Origin of the sequence: Amycolatopsis ponsaeliensis, assembly GCF_030182635.1 — a bacterium.
Classification (GTDB): domain Bacteria; phylum Actinomycetota; class Actinomycetes; order Mycobacteriales; family Pseudonocardiaceae; genus Amycolatopsis; species Amycolatopsis ponsaeliensis.
Genome location: NZ_JAPZLD010000036.1, coordinates 53,736 through 74,161, shown reverse-complemented (window position 1 = coordinate 74,161; position 20,426 = coordinate 53,736). Strand labels below are relative to the sequence as shown.

General features: G+C 72.9%; 18 protein-coding genes. 5 read left to right on the top strand and 13 right to left on the bottom strand.

Features of this window, described 5'->3' with window-relative positions:
* Position 1 precedes the first annotated feature (1 nt).
* The 3 genes from QQ657_RS39640 to QQ657_RS39630 form a co-directional block, all read right to left on the bottom strand.
* The gene (locus QQ657_RS39640; protein WP_284747488.1) at positions 2 to 1,582 is read right to left on the bottom strand and encodes a DUF2207 family protein; all 1,581 of its coding nucleotides are present in this window, start codon (positions 1,580 to 1,582) and stop codon (positions 2 to 4) included.
* Positions 1,583 to 1,596: 14 nt separating this feature from the next.
* Positions 1,597 to 3,276, bottom strand: a complete 1,680-nt coding sequence (locus QQ657_RS39635) for a DUF2207 domain-containing protein (RefSeq protein ID WP_434056825.1) — start codon at positions 3,274 to 3,276, stop codon at positions 1,597 to 1,599.
* A gap of 1,091 nt (positions 3,277 to 4,367) precedes the next feature.
* Positions 4,368 to 4,499: a hypothetical protein gene (locus QQ657_RS39630; protein ID WP_284747486.1), complete on the bottom strand. Its 132-nt coding sequence runs from the start codon at positions 4,497 to 4,499 to the stop codon at positions 4,368 to 4,370.
* 130 nt (positions 4,500 to 4,629) lie between these two features.
* On the opposite strand from QQ657_RS39630, the gene QQ657_RS39625 reads away from it, so the two are divergent.
* Entirely contained in the window at positions 4,630 to 5,214 is a 585-nt protein-coding gene (locus QQ657_RS39625) for a neutral zinc metallopeptidase (protein WP_284747485.1), read from the top strand.
* On the opposite strand, the gene QQ657_RS39620 is transcribed toward QQ657_RS39625, so the two are convergent.
* Positions 5,211 to 6,209: an RDD family protein gene (locus QQ657_RS39620; RefSeq protein WP_284747484.1), complete on the bottom strand. Its 999-nt coding sequence runs from the start codon at positions 6,207 to 6,209 to the stop codon at positions 5,211 to 5,213. The genes QQ657_RS39625 and QQ657_RS39620 overlap by 4 nt on opposite strands.
* A 34-nt stretch (positions 6,210 to 6,243) precedes the next feature.
* Between QQ657_RS39620 and QQ657_RS39615 the strand changes: the two genes are divergently transcribed.
* On the top strand, positions 6,244 to 7,251 hold the full coding sequence (locus QQ657_RS39615; RefSeq protein ID WP_284747483.1) for a stage II sporulation protein M: 1,008 nt from the start codon (positions 6,244 to 6,246) through the stop codon (positions 7,249 to 7,251).
* On the opposite strand, the gene QQ657_RS39610 is transcribed toward QQ657_RS39615, so the two are convergent.
* The 6 genes from QQ657_RS39610 to QQ657_RS39585 form a co-directional block, all read right to left on the bottom strand.
* A complete protein-coding gene (locus QQ657_RS39610) occupies positions 7,243 to 7,998 on the bottom strand; it encodes a ricin-type beta-trefoil lectin domain protein (RefSeq protein ID WP_284747482.1) in 756 nt (251 codons plus the stop codon). The genes QQ657_RS39615 and QQ657_RS39610 overlap by 9 nt on opposite strands.
* 96 nt (positions 7,999 to 8,094) lie before the next feature.
* Complete coding sequence (locus QQ657_RS39605; RefSeq protein ID WP_284747481.1) at positions 8,095 to 9,387, bottom strand: DUF58 domain-containing protein; 1,293 nt, start codon at positions 9,385 to 9,387, stop codon at positions 8,095 to 8,097.
* Between the two features lies 1 nt (position 9,388).
* Positions 9,389 to 10,354, bottom strand: coding sequence for an AAA family ATPase (locus QQ657_RS39600; protein ID WP_284747480.1), 966 nt, complete (start codon positions 10,352 to 10,354; stop codon positions 9,389 to 9,391).
* Positions 10,351 to 11,490, bottom strand: coding sequence for a DUF4350 domain-containing protein (locus QQ657_RS39595; protein ID WP_284747479.1), 1,140 nt, complete (start codon positions 11,488 to 11,490; stop codon positions 10,351 to 10,353). Before QQ657_RS39595 ends, QQ657_RS39600 begins: the two co-directional genes overlap by 4 nt.
* Positions 11,487 to 12,128: a DUF4129 domain-containing protein gene (locus QQ657_RS39590; protein ID WP_284747478.1), complete on the bottom strand. Its 642-nt coding sequence runs from the start codon at positions 12,126 to 12,128 to the stop codon at positions 11,487 to 11,489. Before QQ657_RS39590 ends, QQ657_RS39595 begins: the two co-directional genes overlap by 4 nt.
* Positions 12,122 to 13,318 (bottom strand): hypothetical protein, encoded by a 1,197-nt coding sequence (locus QQ657_RS39585; RefSeq protein ID WP_284747477.1) that lies wholly within the window; start codon positions 13,316 to 13,318, stop codon positions 12,122 to 12,124. The genes QQ657_RS39590 and QQ657_RS39585 overlap by 7 nt, the downstream gene beginning before the upstream one ends.
* A 250-nt stretch (positions 13,319 to 13,568) precedes the next feature.
* Between QQ657_RS39585 and QQ657_RS39580 the strand changes: the two genes are divergently transcribed.
* Positions 13,569 to 14,588, top strand: coding sequence for a neutral zinc metallopeptidase (locus tag QQ657_RS39580; RefSeq protein WP_284747476.1), 1,020 nt, complete (start codon positions 13,569 to 13,571; stop codon positions 14,586 to 14,588).
* On the opposite strand, the gene QQ657_RS39575 is transcribed toward QQ657_RS39580, so the two are convergent.
* Complete coding sequence (locus QQ657_RS39575; protein ID WP_284747538.1) at positions 14,581 to 15,009, bottom strand: P-loop NTPase family protein; 429 nt, start codon at positions 15,007 to 15,009, stop codon at positions 14,581 to 14,583. The genes QQ657_RS39580 and QQ657_RS39575 overlap by 8 nt on opposite strands.
* A gap of 104 nt (positions 15,010 to 15,113) precedes the next feature.
* Complete coding sequence (locus QQ657_RS39570) at positions 15,114 to 16,193, bottom strand: potassium channel family protein (RefSeq protein WP_284747475.1); 1,080 nt, start codon at positions 16,191 to 16,193, stop codon at positions 15,114 to 15,116.
* A 91-nt stretch (positions 16,194 to 16,284) separates the two neighbouring features.
* Here QQ657_RS39570 and QQ657_RS39565 point away from each other — a divergent pair, with 91 nt between their 5' ends.
* The gene (locus QQ657_RS39565) at positions 16,285 to 16,653 is read left to right on the top strand and encodes a DoxX family protein (RefSeq protein ID WP_284747474.1); all 369 of its coding nucleotides are present in this window, start codon (positions 16,285 to 16,287) and stop codon (positions 16,651 to 16,653) included.
* A gap of 5 nt (positions 16,654 to 16,658) precedes the next feature.
* Positions 16,659 to 17,033, top strand: coding sequence for a hypothetical protein (locus QQ657_RS39560; RefSeq protein ID WP_284747473.1), 375 nt, complete (start codon positions 16,659 to 16,661; stop codon positions 17,031 to 17,033).
* A 116-nt stretch (positions 17,034 to 17,149) separates the two neighbouring features.
* Here QQ657_RS39560 and QQ657_RS39555 read toward each other — a convergent pair whose 3' ends face one another.
* On the bottom strand, positions 17,150 to 20,389 hold the full coding sequence (locus QQ657_RS39555) for an ATP-dependent helicase (protein WP_284747472.1): 3,240 nt from the start codon (positions 20,387 to 20,389) through the stop codon (positions 17,150 to 17,152).
* Positions 20,390 to 20,426 lie beyond the last annotated feature (37 nt).

Sequence of the window (20,426 nt, the reverse complement as noted above, 5' to 3'; positions counted from 1 at the left end):
CCTACGACGGCTCGGCGCCTCCTGGCTTCCCGGCTGGCGGGTGAGAACCGGTGTCCGCGGCCGCGGTGGCGAGCAGCCGCCCGCGGTGGGCGCCCGCGAACGTGCCCGCGAGCGCCGTCGCGAAGGATCCGGCCTGGTCAGGGCCGATCTCGCCGTCGTGCCAGTACACCGGCGGCGGGTGCTCGAGGCCGTCGAACGCGGCCACCCAGGGGCCTAGTTCGCCCAGAGCTGACGCGTACGGCAGGCCGCGGGAGAACACCAGCTCGCGCTGCGGCTTGTCGAAGTCCTTCGCCCGCGTCGTGGCGAGCTGCTCGGCGACGCCGCGAAGCCGGCGCGCGACCTCCGCGCCCGCGTGCCGGCGAGCGGGCAGCGCGGCCGAGACGGCGACGGCGGCGGCCCCGGCCAGCGTGAGGATGACGCCGAGCTGGGCGTACCCGGCGGTCAGCGCGAGCAGGATCGTCAGGAACACGCCGTAGAAGACGACCCGGGTCCCGGCCCGCCCGAGCCGCCGCGTCGCGAACCAGCCACGCCGGACGACGTCGGCAGTCAGCTCGGCCCGGGGGATCTCGACGTGCCGCTGCCGCAGTTCGGCGAGCGTGACCGAGTCCTCCCCGTCCGCCGGCAGGACGGCTTCGAAGACGGCACGCTCGAAGGGCGTCAGGTGCTCGTCGGGCGGGTTGCGGCGGGTCAGCCGGGAGCCGTCGCTCACCCAGAGGTAGTTGCGGACGGCGAGGTCGAGCACGGTCGCGGCCAGGTCGGCGGGCCCGGCGCGGCCGTGCAGCAGCAGGCCGACGTGCCCGGGCAGCACCCCCGCCGGCGACGCGAACTCACCGGACTTGGAGACCAGTTCGGCCTTCGACGACGCCCCGGCGGCGGTGTTCCTGCGGCGTGCCAGAGCCACGAAAGCGGCCGCGGCCAGCAGGAGCGCGCCGAAGCCCGCCCACGCCCAGCCGACCGGGGCGGTGAGCACGAACGCGCCGGCGATCGTCTTGGCGGGGACGAGTTCCGCGTTCTCCGGGACGGTGCCCGCGGGCAGCTCGACGGTCGTCGTCATCCGCTCGCCCGCCGCGAGGTTCTGCTGGCTGAACCTCGTCAGCCCGGCGTGGTCGATCTGCGCGGCGGCGCACGAAAAGTCGGAGTCCGACGGCCCGGCGAGGCAGTCGACGGCAGTGGGAATCTCCGGCGCCGCGAAGGAGGCGCGGATGAACTTCAGGTCGGTGCTCCAGCCACCGGCCAGCTCCCAGGTGACCCGGTTGCCGGCGACCGCACCGTCCACTGTGTACCGGACGATCGACGTGCCCGCGGTGAGGTGGACGGTGAACGCGTCCGCGTCCACTTGGGCGTTCCCGCTGCCTTCGAGGACGACGTCGCGGACGCCGTAGACGCGGTCGCGGTGGTGCGGCGCGGCAACCCGCAGCGGGACACGGCGGTCCATCGTGACGCCGTCGGGCACGGAGATCGCTTCGGCGACCGAGAGCGAGCCGTCGCGCTCGACCTTGAGCTGGATCTCGGCGCTCTGCGGCACGGTGGGCAGCGGCGGCTCGTCCCCCGGCGCGGCCGCCAGGAAGAGCGCGAGGACCACTCCGGCGAGCACGGTCAGCGGGACGCGCGGGTGGACGCGGTGAGCAGCCCGTCGAGCGCCGTCAGGAACGACGGGAAGTGCGTGCCGAAGCGGCGCAGGTCCTGGTCGGACTCCATACCGCCGTACCAGTAGAGCCCGGCCGAGCCGTCCGACGCGGGGTTGAGCGCGGCGAAGGTGCCGAGCCAGCGTTCGGTGTCGCCCAGGACGACCGCGTACGGCAGCGAGCGCGAGAAGACCATCTCGCGGTCGGCCGGCGGGATGTCCTCGGCCTTGGCGGTGTGGAGGTAGTCGAGCAGGCCGCGGACCTGGCCGACGAGCACCCGGCCGCGCGCGGTGCGCGAAGGCAGCAGGGCGGCCGCCGCGGCGACGGCGAGCCCGGCCAGCGCGACCGCGACGCCGAGCAGCGCGTCGCCGATCGTGAAGGTGAGGACCGCGGTGGCGGCCGCGCCGAGGGCGAAAATGCCGGCGCCGAGCCAGGTCAGGCGGCCGCGGGCGGTGTCGGGGCGGCGGGAGAACCAGCGCTTGGTGACGACGTCGGCGTACATGGCGTCGCTGATCTTGCGCAGGTCGAGCCGGCCGCGGGTGCGCAGCTGCGACACCAGGACGGCGTCGGTGCCGGCCGGCAGGAGCGTCTCGTAGACGGCGCGTTCGAAGTCGTGGAGGTGCTCGTCCGGCGGGTTGCGGCGGGCGATTTGCCAGTCTTGTTCCGGTACTTCGGCGAGCCAGAGGTAGTTGCGGACGGCGAGGTCGACGACGGTGGCGCTGATGTCGACGACGTCGACGGTCTCGTCGACGACGGTGCCGACCTGGCCGGGCAGGACGCCGTCGGGGCTGGCGAAGAAGACGCGGTCACCGTCGCGGAGCAGGACCTCGACCGGGCCGGTGGCGGTGGTGAGCGCGCCCGCGTCTTCCTTGCGGCGGCGCTGGACGTGGATGCCGCCGGCGATCAGGAAGACGAGCAGGAGGGCGAAGGCGATGCCGGTCAGCGGGGTGAAGGCGAAGGCGGTGGCGAAGAGGCCGACGTCGGCGAACTTCGCGTTGGCCGGGACGGTGCCGGCGGGGAGGCCGACGAGCAGGTCGACGCGATCACCGGGCCGGACGTCGTTCTGTTCGAGGCGGACGACGCCGGTGTGGTCGAGCTCGGCGAGGGTGCAGCGCTGGCTGGAGCCGATCGGGCCGGCGAAGCAGTCCACTGGGGACAGTCGCGGGGACGGCGCGAGGAAGGAGGCAGTGAGCTTCGCGAGCGGGGTGTCGAATCCGCTGGCGACCTGCCAGCGGGCTTGCTGGCGGCCGTTTTGGTCGGCGATGGCGCCGTCGACGGTGTAAGTGACGGTGGACGTGCCGCCGGTGAAGGTGAGGACGAGCTGGTCACCGGTGAGCTGGCTGGTGGCGGCGCCTTCGGTTTTGATGTCTTTCGCTTCGAAGACGCGGTCCTGGTCGTCGCCGGCCGAGACTTTCAGGGGGACGCGCGAGGTGAGCTGCTTCCCGCCGGGGACGGTGACCTTCTCGGTGACCTGGAGGGAGCCGTCACGGAGGACCTTGAGGGCGACGTCGGCGGTGGCGCCTTCGGGCGGCTGGACGTTTTCGCCGTTGAGCTGCTGAGGCTTCTTGGCCTGTTCGGAGGGCTCGTTCGGCAGGACGGGCCCGGCGGAGGGGCCCTGCGCGGCGGCGGGCCCGGCGGTCAGCACGACCATCGCGGCGACCGCGGCCGCTGTCCCCCATTTGCTCAACACAGCACCACACCCTAGAGCACCCGCTCTATGCTGACGCCCGGAACGGCGAGATCTCCGCAGGTACGCCGCTTCCGACGGGGAAATCGCACGGGGGGTTCCGCTTTCATGACGCAAGGCCCGCAGGGTCCTGGCTCCGGTCCTGGTCCTGGTCCGCACGACCCGCGGCGGCCGGTGCCGCCACCGGGGGCTCGGCCGTTGCCGCCGCCGGGGGTCCGGCCGCTTCCGCAGGGGCGGCCGGGGCAGGGACCGGGTGGCGCGCCGGGGCAAGGCGCGGGGCCTAGTGAAGGCGGTGCTCCGCAAGCCGGATCGCCCCAGGCACCCGGCGCAGCTTCGCAGCAAGGCCCTGGGCCCGGCGGAACGCCGGGTCAGGGCAGGCCCGGTGGGCCGGGGCAGGGTGGAGCGCCGCATGGCCGGCCGAACCAAGGCCCCGGCGGGCAGCCGGGCCAGCCGCCGCACGGTCCCGGCCAGGGCCCCGGCGGGCAAGCGCCGCACGGCGCGCCCGCCGGGCCGGGACAAGGCGGCGCACCGCGAACCGGACCGTTCCCAGCGCCCGGCAGTGCTCCGCAGCAAGGCCGAGGCCCCGCCGGGCAGCCGGGCCAGCCGCCTCGCGGCCCGGCCGGTGCCCCTGGCCAAGGCCCGCAAGGACCCGCCGGCGCGCCCGGGCGGCCGCCGCAAGGCGCGCAATTCCCCGGCCAACCGCCGCGGGGTCCACAAGGCACCCAAGGCTTTCCCACCCACGGCCCGCCGTCCGGCGCCTACCCCCGTCCCGGCTTCCCCGCCGGCGCACCCCTCCCACCTCCGGCCGCGGCCGCTCCACCCGCCTTCACCCCCACCTACGCCGGCCCACCTCCCGGCGCCCCCTTCGGCCCTCGCTTCGCGCCCGGCTATCGGCCCTACGTCGCCAAAAAGTCGAACACCGGGGTCATCGTCGCCGTCGCGATCATCGGGATCGTCGCCGTCGTCGGGGGGCTTGTCGCGGCCGTCGCGCTGATCGGGGGCAACACCCGGCACGTCGCCGACGCCGGCTACTCCAGCACCTACCCCTCCGACACCTACGAAACCACCTCCGCCGACGAGACCACCGCGACCACGTCGTCCACCGAAGAGACGACCACCAGCGATACCACCGAACGCACGACCCGCACGTCCGAGACCCCGCGCGGCCCCCGCTCGGTCGTCGCCACCGGCAACAACCCCCTGTTCGCCAGCGCCGACTACGGCCTGCAGAACGTCTCCTGCTCGCTGAGCCGCTGGGCGACCGACCAGAACAGCGCCACCCGCTTCTTCCAGTCCGCGATCGCGTGCCTCGACGCGATGTGGTCGCGCATGCTCGGCGCCGTGAACCTGCCGTTCCGGTCGCCGAACCTGTCGGTGCCGCGGTCGCTGTCGGAGTCGTCGACGCCGTGCGGCAGCGGCGGCACGACCACCGGCGTCACGCCGTTCTACTGCCCCTCGAACGACACGATCTACATGCCGATGGACCGCATCGAGATCGACGTCTGGGGCAACCACCCCGGCCCCTACCTGTCGATCCTGGCCCACGAATACGGCCACCACGTGCAGAACCTGGCCGGCATCAGCGAGGCGTACGGCGACCAGCGCTACGACGCCGGCGCCGACTCGGCGGTCGGCCTGGAGCTGTCGCGGCGGATGGAGCTCGAGGCGCAGTGCTTCTCGGGCATGTTCCTCGGCTCGGCGTCGGTCTCCGGCGGCTCGGTCGACAAGAACATCTACAACGAGGCCTGGAACGCCCAGGACCGCGGCGACGACTACGCCCGCAACGGCAAGCGCGACCACGGCAGCGCCAAGCACAACATCTCCTGGTGGCAGCACGGCGCGACCAAGAACCGCAACCAGCAGTGCAACACGTGGCTCTCGGCGTCGGGAGACGTCTCCTAGCCCGGCGGGGTGAACGGATTTTCGGCGGGAACCACCGGGGTCCCGGACGGCGGAGTCGGCGGATCCGCGGCAGCCGAACCGGTGGAGCCGGTCGCAGCCGGCCAGGGCGAGGGCTGAGCCTGCGCCGCCGCGAACGGCTGCCCACCCGTGGCCATGGACCCGACCTGAGCACTTGCCGAATACCCCGGCGCCGGAAGGTGCCCTCGCGCCGCCGCCACCTGAGCCGCGTACGCCTGCACCGCCCGGGCGTGGTCCCGGTTGCGCCGTTCCGCCAGCACCGCCGCCAGGAACGCCCACGGCGGCACCCCGGGCGGCACCGGCGTCCCCAGCGCGTTGCCCACCTGCTGCGCCAGCTTCCAGCCCAGCGCGTGCGACGCTTCCGGCGCCAGCTGGCTGAACCGCGCCAGGAACTGACGGCTGGCCAGCGCGAGGTCGTCCGGGAGCCGCGTGAGGTCGAGCTGGGCTGCCCAGCCCTCGAGGCCCGGGGGCATGCCGATCGCCGGGTAGGCCACGCCTTCCGGCGCGCGGTCGCGGACCACCAGCGTCCCGGCGAGGAAGTCGCCGACGCGGCGGCCGTCCGACGAACACAGCGACACGATCACCGCCACCGCCCCGAACACGCCGAGCGCCCAGAAGTCGATGACGAACCCGGCGAGCCCGCGGGTCAGCGCGTGGCGGAAGCGGATCGGCCCGCCGTCGACGCGCACCACGCGCAGTCCCACCGCCATCTTGCCCAGGGAACGGCCGCGCGAGAGCGTCTCGAACAGCACCGGGTAGCCGACCATGATCAGCACCACGACCACCAGGATGAGGGTCAGCGCGAGCGACTCGTCCTCGCCCGGCACGGTGAGCGTGAGCACGAAGAACGCGCCGATGAACAGCGCGAACTGCACGAGGACGTCGAGCATCATCGCCAGCGCGCGGCTCGCGAGCTTGGCGACGTGCAGGTCCAGGACGACGGCTTCGCCGGTGACCAGCTCGGATTCCTCGTGCACACGGCCCAGCGTAGCGACGGATAGGGTGGTCGGCGTGGATGTGGACGTCTTCGTCGCGACGCACTCGGCGGAGTGGAACCGGCTCGGCGAGCTGACCCACCGCGGCGGCAAGCTGACGGGGGCGGAGGCCGACGAGCTGGTGACGCTCTACCAGCGGACCGCGACGCACCTGTCGATCGTCCGCTCGGTCGCGCCCGACCCGGCCCTGGTGAGCCGGCTGTCCGGGCTGGTCGCACGCGGGCGGAGCGCGATCTCCGGGTCGCACAACCCCGCGTGGCGCGAGGTCGCGCTGTTCTTCACGCGCCGTTTCCCGGCCGCGGTGTACCTCTCGCGGCGCTGGTGGATCCCGGCGGCGGTGGTGTCGATCGCGGTGATGGCGGTGATCGCCGTCTGGGTGGCGCGCGACCCGAACGTCCGCGCGTCGATCGGGTCGGCGGACGAGCTGAACCAGCTGACCAAGCCCGGCGGCGAGGCGGAGAGCTACTACTCGACGGGCCCGGCGACGTCGTTCGCGGCGCGCGTGTGGACGAACAACGCCTGGGTGGCGGCGACGTGCCTGTTCCTCGGCGTCGCGCTGGGCCTGCCGGTGATCGGCGCGCTGTGGATGAATTCCCTCAACGCGGGCCTGATCATCGGCGCGATGAGCGCGGCCGGCCGCGGCGACGTGATGATCGGGCTCCTGCTCCCCCACGGGTTGCTGGAGCTGACGGCGGTGTTCATCGCGGCGGGCACGGGGCTGAAACTCGGCTGGACGGTGGTCGACCCGGGCCGCCGGTCCCGGACGGCCGCGCTGGCCGAACAGGGCCGGTCGGTCGTCGTGATGGCGCTGGGGCTGGCGTGCGTGCTGTTCGTGTCCGGGCTGATCGAGGCGTTCGTGACGCCGTCGGGCTGGCCGACGTGGGTCCGGGTGGGCATCGGCGTTTTCGTCGAGGTGGCGTTCCTGGTCTACGTTTTCACGCTCGGCCGGCGCGCGGCGAAGGAAGGCGAAGTCGGCGACCTCGACGCGCGCGACGCCGGGGACGCCTTGCCCGAATCAGCATAGGCACGAGCCCTCGAAGGCGATCGACGATCCGTCCTCCAGCCCGGCCGTTCCCACGAACCGCGCCTCGAACTCCCCCACGTCCGTCAACACCAGCTTCGGGCTCGACGCCGTCCCGTCCGGGCCCGTCTTGACCGACACCGTCTCACCGCCCCCTTCGAAAACCAGGGAGTTCTTCGGCCGCGCGGCCCGGACGAAGAACGTCACCGGCACATCGGCCGCCGGCTGGCCGTTCTCGCCGATCACCCGGACCACGAACGGTGCTCCCGGATCCTTCGACGCCAAGCGCTGGCCGTTGCCCGAAAGAATCGCCAACGTCCGGCCGCCCGCCGCCCACGTGTTCGCGATTCCCGTCAGGGAACAGACTTCCTGGTACAGCCGGGCGCCCGCGGTCGCGCCTTCCGCGGTCAAGCACCGTGCCGTCGCGATGTTCGCGATCTCGACCAGCCCCGGCAGTCCCGCCACCCGCCGCCACGCCTGGTGGTTGTCCGCCGCGTCGCAGGCGGCCATCTTCACCGCCACGCCGTCGACCGGGCTCGCCGCCGCCAGGCACTGTCCACTCTGGACGTTCGTGAACCGCTGCGAAGCGTACGTCCACTTCGCGCCCGCGTCCGCCGCGTCGGCCAGCACCGGCTTGCCGTCGACGACCGCCAGCGACAGCTTGCCGCCGCCGTCGGCCAGGTAGACGGGAGAACCGTCGGCCGCGGGTGCCGCAGAGATCGCCAGGGCCACCGCCATGAGCTTCCACATGCTTCGGGCTTAACAGGGTCGCGCACCTCGCACCACCGCAGCCACACTCGTGAGTGAGAAACAGGGTTAGAACACTGTTTCTCACTCACGACATCTTTAGAGCCGGCCGGCCGCCTTCAACGCCAGGTACCGGTCCGCCAGCGCCGGCGGCAGCTCCTCCGGCACCGCGTCCACGACGCTGACCCCGTGCCGCGCCAGGCGTTCGGTCACCCGCTGCCGCTCCGCCGTCGTCCGCGACGCCGCCGCCGCGTCGTACACGGCTTCCGCGTCGCCCCGGCCGGTGAGCATCTCCGCGACCCGCGGGTCCGCCACCGACGCCACGATCAGCTCGTGCCGCGCGGTCAGCGAGCTCAGCACCGGGAACAGCCCCTCCTCCAGCGGCGCCGCGTCGAGGCCGGTCAGCAGCACCACCAGCGAACGGCGCCGGGTGCGCTGGAGCACCTCCGCGACCATCCCGCGCGCGTCGGTCTCGACGAGCGACGGCTCGATCGGCGCCATCGCGTTCACCAGCGACGTCAGCAAAGCCGCCCCCGACGAACCCTGCACGGCCGCCCGCAGCCGGCGGTCGTACGCCAGCAGGTCGACGCGGTCGCCGGCGCGGGAGGCCAGCACCGCCAGCAGCAACGCCGCGTCCATCGCCGCGTCCAGGCGCGGGGCGTCGCCGACCCGGCCCGCCGACACGCGGCCCGTGTCCAGCACCAGCACCACGTGCCGGTCGCGCTCCGGGCGCCACGTCCGGACCATCACATCCGCCGCCCGCGCCGTCGCCCGCCAGTCGATCGAGCGGACGTCGTCGCCGATCACGTACTCGCGCAGCGAGTCGAACTCCGTGCCCTGCCCGCGGATCAGCACCGCGCTGCGGCCGTCGAGCTGCTGCAGCCGCGCCAGCCGCGACGGCAGGTGCTTGCGGCTGTGGAACGGCGGCAGCACGCGGACCGTCCACGGCACCTCGTGCGAACCCTGCCGCGCCGCCAACCCCAAGGGCCCCACCGACCGGACCGTCACCCGCGCCGCCGTCCGGTCACCGCGGCGCGAAGGACGCAACGCCGTCACCAAAGCCCGCCGCTCCCCCGCCGGAACGCGCAGGACGTGCCGGTCGTCAGCGCCCGCCGAAGGCGGCCACGCGTCGCGCAGTTGTCCCCGAACCGGGCGGCCACCGGGGTTCGCGACGACCAGCGTTACCTCGCACGGCTCGCCGAGCCGCACCGACGTGTCCCCCGACCGCCGGAAAGCGAGCGGCCGCACGCTCCCGGCCAGCACGAGGTCGACGACCACGAGCAGCACGAGCACGCCGCCGACCGCCAGGATCCCGGTCGTCGACGGCACGAGCAGCCCGACCACCAGCGCGCCGAACAGCGCCAGCAGCCCGAGCCTTCCGGTGACGGCCATGTCAGCGCGGCACGGGCACGGACGCGAGCACGCGGTCGAGCACGCCGTCCGCGGTGACGCCCTCCAGCTCGGCTTCCGGCCGCACGTCCAGGCGGTGCCGCAAAGCGGGCCGCGCCAGCGCCTTGACGTCGTCGGGCGTCGCGTAGTCGCGCCCGGCCAGCCATGCCCAGGCCCGGGTGACCGCGAGCAACGCCGTGGCACCACGGGGAGAAACGCCGATGCGCACCGACGGCAGCTGCCGCGTCGCCCGGCACAGGTCGACGACGTACCCGATCACCTCGGGCCCGATCGTCACGCGCGCCACGGCTTCCCGCGCGGCCGCCAGCTCCGTCGCGCCCGCGACCGCCTTGAGGCCCGCCGCCGCGAGGTTGCGCGGGTCGAAGCCCTGCGCGTGCCGCCACAGGATGCCGATCTCGTCCTCACGCGACGGCGTCGGCATGGTCAGCTTCAGCAGGAACCGGTCCAGCTGCGCCTCGGGCAGCGGGTAGGTGCCCTCGTACTCCACCGGGTTCTGGGTGGCGATCACGATGAACGGGTCGGGCAGCGGCCGCGTCTTGCCGTCGAGCGAGACCTGCCGCTCCTCCATCGCCTCCAGCAGCGACGACTGCGTCTTCGGCGGCGTCCGGTTGATCTCGTCGGCGAGCAGCAGGTTCGTGAACACCGGCCCCTCGCGGAAGGAGAACTCGCCGCTGTGCGCGTCGTAGACGATCGAGCCGGTGACGTCGCCGGGCATCAGGTCCGGCGTGAACTGCACCCGCGTGGTCTCCAGGTCCAGCGCCGCCGCCAGCGCCCGCACGAGCAGCGTCTTCGCCACACCCGGGACGCCTTCGAGCAGCACGTGCCCCCGGCAGAGCAGCGCCAGGATCAGCCCGGTGACCGCGGCGTCGTTGCCGACGACGGCCTTGCCGACCTCGGCACGCAACGCGATCAGCGCGTCCCGGGCCCCAGTCGCGTTCTCGCTGGTCAAGATCGCCCCACCTCTCGTTCCACCCTGTCCAGTTCGCCGGCCAGCCGGACCAGCGCGGGGTCGTCCGGCACCGGCGGGCCGTGGAGCACCGCGCCGACGTCGTTGGCCGGCCGCCCGGTGCGCGTGCTCACCGCGGTCACCAGCGCCGCCGCGTCGGCGTCGCGCGGCAGGCCCAGCACGGTCCGCAGCCGGCTCCGCGCCGCCTCCCGCAGCGTCTCGCCCGCGTGTCCCGCGGCCTTCGCCCGCCGGTACAGCCGGGCGCGTCCTTCGGCGGTTTCGGCCGCCCGCACCACGATCGGCAGCGGCTCGGTGACCACCGGGCCGAGCCGGCGTGCCCGCCACAGCGCCAGCAGCGCCACGGCGATGAACGCCTGTGCGGCACCGTAGTACCAGCCGTCGGGAATCAGGTCGAAGATCGACTTGCGGGTGTCGTCCAGCGCCGGGTCCGTCGTGGACGGCAGGTACCAGACGAGCTTCGGGTGCTGCCCGAGCAGGTGCAGCCCCAGCGCCGCGTTGCCCTCGTCGGCGAGCCGCGAGTTGGTCAGCGGTGCCGGCGAGCCGAGCAGCGTCGTCATGCCGCCCGCGTCGGCGAGTTGCAGCAGCGTGCCGCCGCCGTCTTCGCCGGGGTAGCACGAACGCGCGCCGGGCGAGGCGTACCCGATGCCGCCGAGGGTGACGTCGCCCGCCGCGACCGCCGCGGCGACCGTGCACTGCGGGCTCAGGGTGCCGAGGTCGCTCTGGCCGACCGGGCGCACCAGCGGCAGCGAGTCGCGTAGCGTCGGCGCTCCCGGCGTCACGAGGACGACGTCCGCGGCGTGCTGCCGCAGCGCGTCGAAGCGCTTCGCCGGCACGAGGTCCGGCTGGGTGACCAGCAGCGTCGCGTCTTCGGTGATCGCGTCGTCGGCTTCGTCGGCGGTGTGCGCCGTCCGGATGTCGACGCCCTGGTCCTGCAGGAGCTGCGCGAGCGCGTGGGCGCCGCCGGGTTCGTACGAGCCGGGTTCGAGCGCGCCGTGGGCCTGCTCGCCGCGGCCGAGCAGGAGCAGGGCGCCGGCGGCGAAGATCAGGGCGACGAGGGCCAGCGGGATGCGGGCGCCGCGCCAGATCCGGCGCACGTCCGGCGAAACCGAGGTGCTCACGAGGCCGCCAGGGCGACCGGCTTTTCCCGGCGGCAGCGTTCGTCCAGCTCGGTCAGTGCGAGGTAGGCCACTTCGGTGCCTTCGCGGCCGCCGTAGTGGACGTCGTCGAAGAGCCGCGCGCCTTCGCGCAGTTCCGCGGCGACGTTCGGCAGCAGGACCCCGGCCTCCGCGGCGGCCTCGTCGGCCGTGCGGCCCGAGCGGGCGTCGAGCAGCGCGCGTTCCTCCAGCGCCCGCACGACGGCCCGGAAGCGGTCGCGGACGGCGTCGTCGTATCGCCCGGCCGCGGCGGCTTCGGCGGCCGAGCGGCGGTAGTCCTCAGCGCTTTGGCGCTTACCGCCGAACACCGTCCCACCGGCCCGGGACGCGCGGGCGACCTTGCCGGTGCGCAGCCGGACCACGACGACGAGCACGATCAGCAGCACGAGGACGAGCAGCACGCCCCAGATCCCGCCCGGGACCACCGAGGACACGCCGTTGAGCAGCTTCTCGAGCTGCTCGCCGAGCCACTGCCCGATCTGCTGGAGGAAGTTCGGCTTGGCGTCCCGGTACTTCGGGTCGGTCAGTTCTTCCGCCGCCGCGCGCCGCGCAGTGTCCCGGTCGATGTCGACCGGGACGTCGGCGAGCAGCGGCGTCACCATGCCTGCGGCGGCTGCACCCCGGCCGCGCGGGCCAGCTCGATGTCCATGCCTTCGCGGCGCATCCGCTGGTCGAGGTAGACGATCACGGTGACCAGCGTGACGAACGGGATCGCGATCGTGCCGGACACGATCTGCCCGGCCGACTGCAGCAGCAGGTCACCCGTGCTGGGCAGGGTCACCTTGCCCGGGTTCAGCACCTGGTCGAAGACGCCGGTGCCGAGGGCGAACGGCAGCTGGATGATGTTCTCGAAGAGCGACTGGATGACCCGCGCCAGCAGCAGGATGCCCAGCACCCGCCAGAACGCGCCGCCGACCAGCTTGATCGACCGGGCGAACGCCTGCCGGAACGTCCCGCGCTCCAGCACGAGCGCCGGCACGGCCAGCGCCCAGAACACCCAGGCCAGCACGCCCGGGATGATGCAGAGCATCAGGCCGATCGTGGTGACCAGCCCGTAGACGAACGCCACGCCGAGCAGCGGCAGCAGCCGGGGCTGCACCTCCCGCCACGCGATGCCGAACGTGACCTCGCGGCCCAGCGCGGCCCGGCCCATCACCGAGGCCATCAGGCCGGTGGTGACCGCCAGCAACAGGGTCGAGATCAGCAGCGTCGGGATCAGCACGAGGAAGAGGTCGCCGAACGTGCCGAACACGGCGTCGCGCAGCTCCTCCTCGGTCGCGCCCGGGCCGAGGGTCGCCGTCGTGGCGAGGTTCTCGAAGTCGGCGAGGATGTACTTCTGCACGAGGAACGTGATCCCGGCCGTGAGCACCGCCATCACCGCGCCGATGCCGAGGATCAGCAGCGGGTGCCGGCGGATCGCGGTGATCGCGCCGTCGAGGATGTCGCCGATGTTGAGCGGCCGCAGCGCGATCACGCCGGGCTTGCCGAGCCCGTGCGGGCTCCAGCCCTGCGGCTGCCGGTACGGCTGCTGGTACTGCTGCTGCCCGGTGAACGGCGGCAGCGCGTCGGGCTGCCAGCTGGGCGGCCGCTCCCAGCCCGGCGGCGTCGCCGGTCCGGGGGTCGCCTGGGCGTCCGGCGGCTGCCACCCGCGCGGCGGCGTCGCCGGTGACGCGGAGTGGTCTTCGGCCGGCTTCGAATCACCCGATCCGGGCGAGGGAATCTGCGGGATGCCCTGGCTGGGTGTCGGCGTGTCGTCGCCCTGGCCGCCGGGCGCGCCACCGGTGTCTGTCATCGAAGCCCCTCGCCTGCAGTACCTGCTTGCCGACACTCTTTCAGAGCCGCTCGCACCCGGCCAGACCTGGGGTGACGTCCGTGCGCGGTGACGCCGTGCGCACGGACGGGTGCGAAAGGCCCCGTTCCCCCGATATGCTGAATGGCGGGATCGGGTACCCCCGGTCCGTACCGAGACCCTTCGGGACTGCCTAGTGACGCAACCGCCCCACGGCCGGGTACCGCCTCGCGGAACCGTCCAGCCGCCGCCGGTGCCGGATGCGCAACCGGATCTTCCCTGGCTGGGCCGCCCCCACACCGTGTCCGCGCCGAAGCGTCGTTCGCCGGCGGCAGTCATCGGGGTGAGCCTCGGGGCGGTGGCCGTGCTGGTGCTCGGGCTCGTCGCGATCGTCGTGCTCAACCGCGGTGAGACGCCGCTCGCCAACCCGAACTTCCGGGACAACCCGTCGTCGCAGGACGTCCCTTCGCAGCTGCAGCCCGGCGGCGCGGGCGCCCCGGCCTCGGTGTCGAGCCAGCCGTCCCAGACCTCGGCACCCAGCGCGACCGGGCCGCAGAAGATCCTCAAGCTCGCCGACCACCCGATCCTGCAGGACCCGAACGCCGGTCTGCAGAACCGCGTCTGCACGCTGCCGACGTGGCAGAGCACGCAGGCGGGCGCGGAAGCGTTCTTCACCGCGGCCAGCAAGTGCCTGGACGCCGCGTGGGGCCCGTTCCTCTCCGCTTACGGCCTGCCGTTCACGCCGCCGGCGCTGCACTTTCCGACCGGCGCGAGCTTCGAGACCGAGTGCGGCACCATCCAGGTCGGCATCGCGACCGCCGCGTACTACTGCGAAAACAACCTGTACGTCCCGTTCCGCGGGCTGCAGACCGACCAGTACGGCAACAACCCCGGCGTCTACCTGGCCCTGTTCGCCCACGAGTACGGCCACCACGTCCAGGAGGTCGCCGGGCTGATGGACGCGGCCTGGCAGAAGATCTACGAGGCCGGCCAGAACAGCCCGGCCGGGCTCGAGATGTCGCGGCGCAAGGAACTGCAGGCCCAGTGCTTCTCGGGCATGTTCCTCGGCGCGCACGTCGACCAGGGCGGCACGATCAGCCGCGACATGTACAACAAGGCCTGGAACGACCAGGAGACCCGCGGCGACAACACGTCCCGCAGCCACGACCACGGGACGAACGCGCACTACGCGTCGTGGTGGCGAGCGGGCGCGACGAGCAACCGGATCGCCGACTGCAACACCTTCGCGGCGCCGTCGTCCGAGGTCAGCTGACCTTCGGCGCCGGCTTCGGCCGCGAGGGGATGCTCAGCCAGAGGTAGACGAACATCCCGCCGGAGAAGCACGCGAACACCAGCAGGGCCATGCCGATCGGGCGGCGCGCGTCCGAGGCGCCGGCCGAGGTGTCCGCGGCGCGGACGGTGACCGTGCCCTGGTCCGGCAGTTCTTCCGGGACACCGACGTCGACGCGCTCGCCCTGGCCGTGCCCGCAGCCGTTGAGCGTGCCCTCGTGGGTCTTCCCGGCGACGGTGAACTTCACGGTCTCGACCGCGTCCGGGCGGTCGCACGGCGCGGGCTTGGTGACCTCGGCCGTCACCGGGGCGCCGAGGTCTTCGTTGGAGATGCCCAGCAGCCCCGGCCCGGCGAGCCAGGCGAGCAGCACGATGAGCACGCCCGCCGCGGCGGGGATCGCCACCGTGGGCCACTTGAGATCGAGTGATCGCGGGGGCACTTCGCCATGGTTCCAGATCCGGCGGGCAAAACCCAGGCGGCCTGGTCCCGGTCAGCGGCGAACCGGACCTACCGCTCGATCTTCTCCGCCTGCGTCACCTTCTTGACGTAGAGCAGCTTGTCGCCCGGCTCGATGGCGTCGGCCTGCGGAGCGTCCACGCGGTACAGGACGCCGTCGCGGACCAGGCCGAGGACGAGGTCGGACAGGTGCCGCGGCGACCCGCCTTCCTCCGCCGGCTCGACCGGCCGCTCGGCGATCGCCAGGCCCGATTCGGGCGTGAGCAGGTCCTCCATGATGTCCACGACCAGCGGCGTCGACGTCGCCATCCCGAGCAGCCGCCCGGCCGTCTCGCTGGAGACGACGACCTGGTTGGCGCCCGACTGCTTCAGCAGGTGGACGTTCTCCGCCTCCCGCACCGACACCACGATGTGCGCCTTGGGCGCCAGCTCGCGGGCGGTGAGCGTGACGAGCACCGCCGTGTCGTCGCGGTTCGGGGCGACGACGACCGCGCGCGCGTGCTGCACGGCGGCGACGCGCAGGACGTCGGAGCGGGTGGCCGAGCCGTGCACGGCGACGAGGCCGAGGGCGCTCGCCGCGTCGAGGGCCTGCTGGTCGGTGTCGACGACGACGATGTGCCCCGGGGCGATGTTCTCGTCGCCGAGCAGCGCGTTGACGGCGGACCGGCCCTTGGTGCCGAATCCGACGACGACCGTGTGGTCGCGCACCTTCGTCCTCCACTTCTGGATCTTGAACGCCTGCCGGGAGCGCTCGGTGAGCACCTCCAGGGTGGTCCCGACCAGGACGATGAGGAAGAGCACCCGCAGCGGGGTGATCACCAGCACGTTCACCAGGCGGGCGGACGAGGTGGCCGGCGCGATGTCGCCGTAGCCGGTGGTCGAGAGCGAGACAGTGGCGTAGTACAGGCTGTCGAGCAGGGACAGGCCGTCACCGTTGGCATCGCGGTAGCCGTCGCGGTCGACGTAGACGATGACCACCGTCAGCAACAGGGCGAGGGTCGCGCCGATGACCCGCTTCAGGATGGAGCGGAGGGGACTGACCGTCAGCTCGGGCATCCTCAGGACGCCGACGAGCTCGTGGTCCGGCCGATCGGTGAGACTGCCCAGCGGCAACCGCCTCAGGGCCTTCATGCACCGGCTCCCAGCGGCAGGTGTCGAGCGTCACTCACGCCCGGAGGATAGCCGAACGGAGTACCCGGCCGCCGCGTGGAACGATCCGCTCATGGGAACTTCACAACGGCCCGCGCACCTCCTGGCCGGCGTGCTGGGCACGATGGCCGTGCTGCACTTCGCCGTGCCGAAGCCGTTCGACGGGCTGATCCCTTCGTCGCTCCCGGGGTCCCGGCGGGCTTGGACGTACGGATCGGGCGTGGCTGAGCTGGCTGTGGGGGTGGCGGTGGCCTCGCCTCGCACGCGTCGTCTCGGGGGTCTGGCCGCGGCGCTGCTGTTCCTGGGCGTCTTCCCGGGGAACGTGAAGATGGCGGTGGACGCTTCTTCGGCTCCGCTCCCGCAGCGCGTGATCGCCTGGGGACGCCTCCCGCTGCAGTGGCCCCTGATCGCGTGGGCCCTCAAGGTCCGCGACCACGCCTGACCGGCGTGCGAGCCGAAATCACCGAGGTGCTCGACGGCGGCGTGGTCCGTTTCGCTTCGCCGCTCGGCACCGCGAACGCGACCTGGCGAGGCCCCGAGCCGCCGCGGATCGGATGGTGCCACGTGGAGCTGGAGTTCCCGGCCGAGGTCCGGATCTGGGCAGCGGTCCCAGCCGGCATGCCCGAGCTTCGCGGCACCGGCGACCAGGTCCACGTCACAGCCCAGGTGGCCGCGTATGACTCCGGCGACCGGATTGCCACGCTCAGGCTGGGCGACAGCGTGGTGCAGGCCGAAATCCACGCGCCCACGTCGGAAGTCCAGCCCGGCGCTTGGCTGCACCTGACCGTCGAAAACCTCGAGTTCTACCCGCTGAACTCGTGATCGAGCCCGGCACTCGCGTGATTGAAGACGTAACTCGCGTGATCCGGGCCGGAACTCGCGAGTTACGGGTCTGAACACGCGAGTTACGTGCCCGATCACGCGGGTTCCGGGTCTGATCACGCCTCGGGGATGTCGCGGAGGAGCTTGCGGAGGCCTTCCGGGTCCAGGAGGTCGGCCGGGCGGATCGTGCGGTTCGCGCGGACGTAGTGGAATGCCGCGCGGACCTGCTCCACCGGGACGTTCTTCAGCGCCGCCCAGGCCATCCGGTACGCCGCCAGCTGGACCGCCAGCACCGGCTGCCGGGACTCCGGCGGGACCGCGCCCGTCTTCCAGTCCACCACCTCCCAGTACCCGTCGGGGTGCCGGAAGACCGCGTCCATGCGGCCGCGCAGGGTGATGCCCTCGACGTCCGCCGAAAACGAGATCTCCACCGCGTGCGGTACGCGGGAAGCCCACTCGCTCTTCTCGAACTCCGTCCGCAGCTCTTCGAAGTCCGCGTCGGGCGCTTCACCGAAGTCGGCCGCGCCCGGGAGGTCGTCGATCTCGATGAGCTGGTCGCCCGAGAACCGGCGCTCCAGCCAGCCGTGGAACTCCGTGCCGCGACGGGCGAAACTGTTGGGCTCCATCGGAAGCGGACGGCTCAGGTCCGCCGCGAGCCGGCCGCTGTCCTCGGCGAGCGCGACCAGCTGGCTCACCGAGAGCCGCGACGGCAACGGAACCCGCCTGACCCGGTCGTCCTTGCGCGCCCACTCTTCGAGCAGGACGTCGGTGTCGGTCAGCCAGCCGTCCGGATCGTCCTCTTCGGACTCCTCCGGCGAGTCCACAGCGGACAGTGCCTCGGACACCAGCTCCACCCCGGTCTGCACGCCGGTGCGGCGGTCGGCCAGCGGGTCGACGGGCCAGCGCGCCGTCCGAGTGTCCGACACCAGCGGGTTCTCGTCGTCCGCGGACGGCTCCGGCGCCCACTCGGCGAGCTGCCCAACGCCGGTCTCGCGCAGGACGTCGCCGATCTCGGTCAGGAATTCCGACGGCCCCTTGAACCGGCTGCTGCTCTCGTTCCACCAGTGCCCGGACACGATCAGCGCGTGCTCGGACCGCGTCAGCGCGACGTAGCAGAGCCGCCGTTCCTCCGACTGCTCCCGCTCGACGAACCCGGCTTCGTGCAGTTCCAGTCCTTCTTGGACTTCCTTGCGGTCGTAGCCGTCGGCGATCCGCAGCTCCGGCAGGTCCTGCGAGTCACCGCGCAACGCGGCGGGCAGCGACGTCGCGGTCCGCAGCCACGACGACGACCGCCGTCGGCCCGGGAAGACGTCCTGCACCAGGTGCGGGACGGCGACGACCTCCCACTCGAGCCCCTTCGCCGAGTGCACGGTGAGCACCTGGACGCGGTCCGGCACGACCTCGACCTCGCCGGGGGTGAGCCCGTCTTCGGCGTGCGCGGCGGTGTTCAGGTAGTCCACAAAGGACAGCAGGGTCGCCGTCGGCGCCGTCTCGGCGTAGTCGGTGACGACTTCGGCGAACGCGTCCAGGTGCGCGCGCCCTGCGGATCCCGGACGCGCCAACGACTCCACGTCCAGGAGCATCGTGCGTTCGACGTCGGCGACCAGCTCCGGCAGCGACTGGTCGAGCCGCCGTCGCAACGCCGACAGCTCCCAGCCGACGCGGCGGATGCGCTTGTAGCCCTCTTCGGAATACCGCTCCGGCGAGCCGGGTTCGTCGATGGCGTCGATCAGCCCGGCCTGCTCGACGCGCTCGACGACCAGTTCGGGCGCGTCCGGTTTCTCCGGGCTCGACAGCTCCCCCGCGCGCCGCCACAGCGCGGCGACGTCGGCGGCCGCGAGCCGCCAGCGCGCGCCGGTCAGCAGCCGGGCCGCCGCGCTGCCCGACAGCGGATCGGCGAGCACCTTGAGCGTCGAGACGAGGTCCGCGACCTCGGGTTCGTCGAGCAGTCCGCCCAGCCCGACGACCTCGACGGGCAGTCCGCGTGCCCGCAGTTCGGCGGCGATCGGGGCCATGTCGGCGCGGCGCCGCACGAGCACGGCGGCGGTCGGCGGCTTGCCGGTCTGCTCCTGGGTGGCGTGCCAGCGCCGGGCGAGGGCGTCGGCCACCCAGTCGCGTTCGGCGCGGATGTCCGGCAGCAGCGCGCACGCGATGTCCGCGGGCCCGGCGCCTTCGCGCGCCCGGAGCCGTTCGACGCCGAGGCCGCGCGCCCGCAGCGGTTCGGCGATGGCGTTGGCGAGGTCGAGGATCTCCGGCGGGTTGCGGAAGCTGGTCAGCAGGCCGAAATCGTGCGCGGGCACCAGGCGTTCGCCGTCGTGGCGGGGAAAGTCCGTCGTGAAGCGGGGCAGGTTGGCCGCGCTGGCGCCGCGCCAACCGTAGATCGCCTGGGCCGGGTCGCCGACGGCGGTGACCGGCATCGGCTGGTTCTCGACGCCGCCGAACAGCGCGCGCAGCAGGACGCGCTGGGCGTGCCCGGTGTCCTGGTACTCGTCGAGCAGCACGGCTCCGAAGCGCTCACGCTCGCCGCGCACGACCGACGGGTAGTTGCTCGCCAGCTGGGCGGCGAGCGACATCTGGTCGGCGAAGTCGAGCGCGCCTTCGTTGCGCTTGCGGCGGTGGTACTCCTCGACGAGCGGCAGAAGCGCGAGCCGGAAGTGCTGCGCCGCCATGATTTCCGTGAGTTTCTGCGGCAGCGCGGCCCGCTGTCCCTTGGCACGCGGTGCGTTCTCGATGACGCGGCACATCCACGTCGTGTATTCGGCGAGCTGCTCGGTGGAGACGAGGTGCTCGCCCAGCTCACCGGCGAGCTGGAGCACATCGGCGGTGACGGTCGGCGGGACGCGGTCGGTGTCCAGCTCGTTGTCCCAAGTGGACACGACGCGGTGCGCGATCTGCCACGACGACGTTTCGGAGAGCAGCCGGACGCCGGGCTGGACGGGCAGGCGCAGGCCGTGTTCGGAGAGCAGGCGCCCGGCGTAGGCGTGGTAGGTGAGGACGGTCGGCTCACCGGCGACCACAGTGGACCGCAGGCCACCAGAGGGATCGAGCCGGTCGAGCAACCCGGATCCGGCCAGCCGCCGCAGCCGCGCGCGCACGCGTTCCCCGAGCTGGCGCGCGGCCTTGCGGGTGAAGGTGAGGCCGAGGACGCGATCGGGGCTGACGATCCCGTTGGCGACGAGCCAGACGACCCGCGCGGCCATGGTTTCGGTCTTCCCGGCCCCGGCCCCGGCGACGACGAGCGAAGGTTCGACCGGCGCGGCGATGACGGTGGCCTGCTCGGGCGTGGGCCGGTGCAGCCCGAGAGCATCGGCGAGTTCGGCGGGCTCGACGGGATTGGCGATGACGAGCGGACTCACGCGGACACCTCACGACGGCCTGGCGGTGTCTTGAATG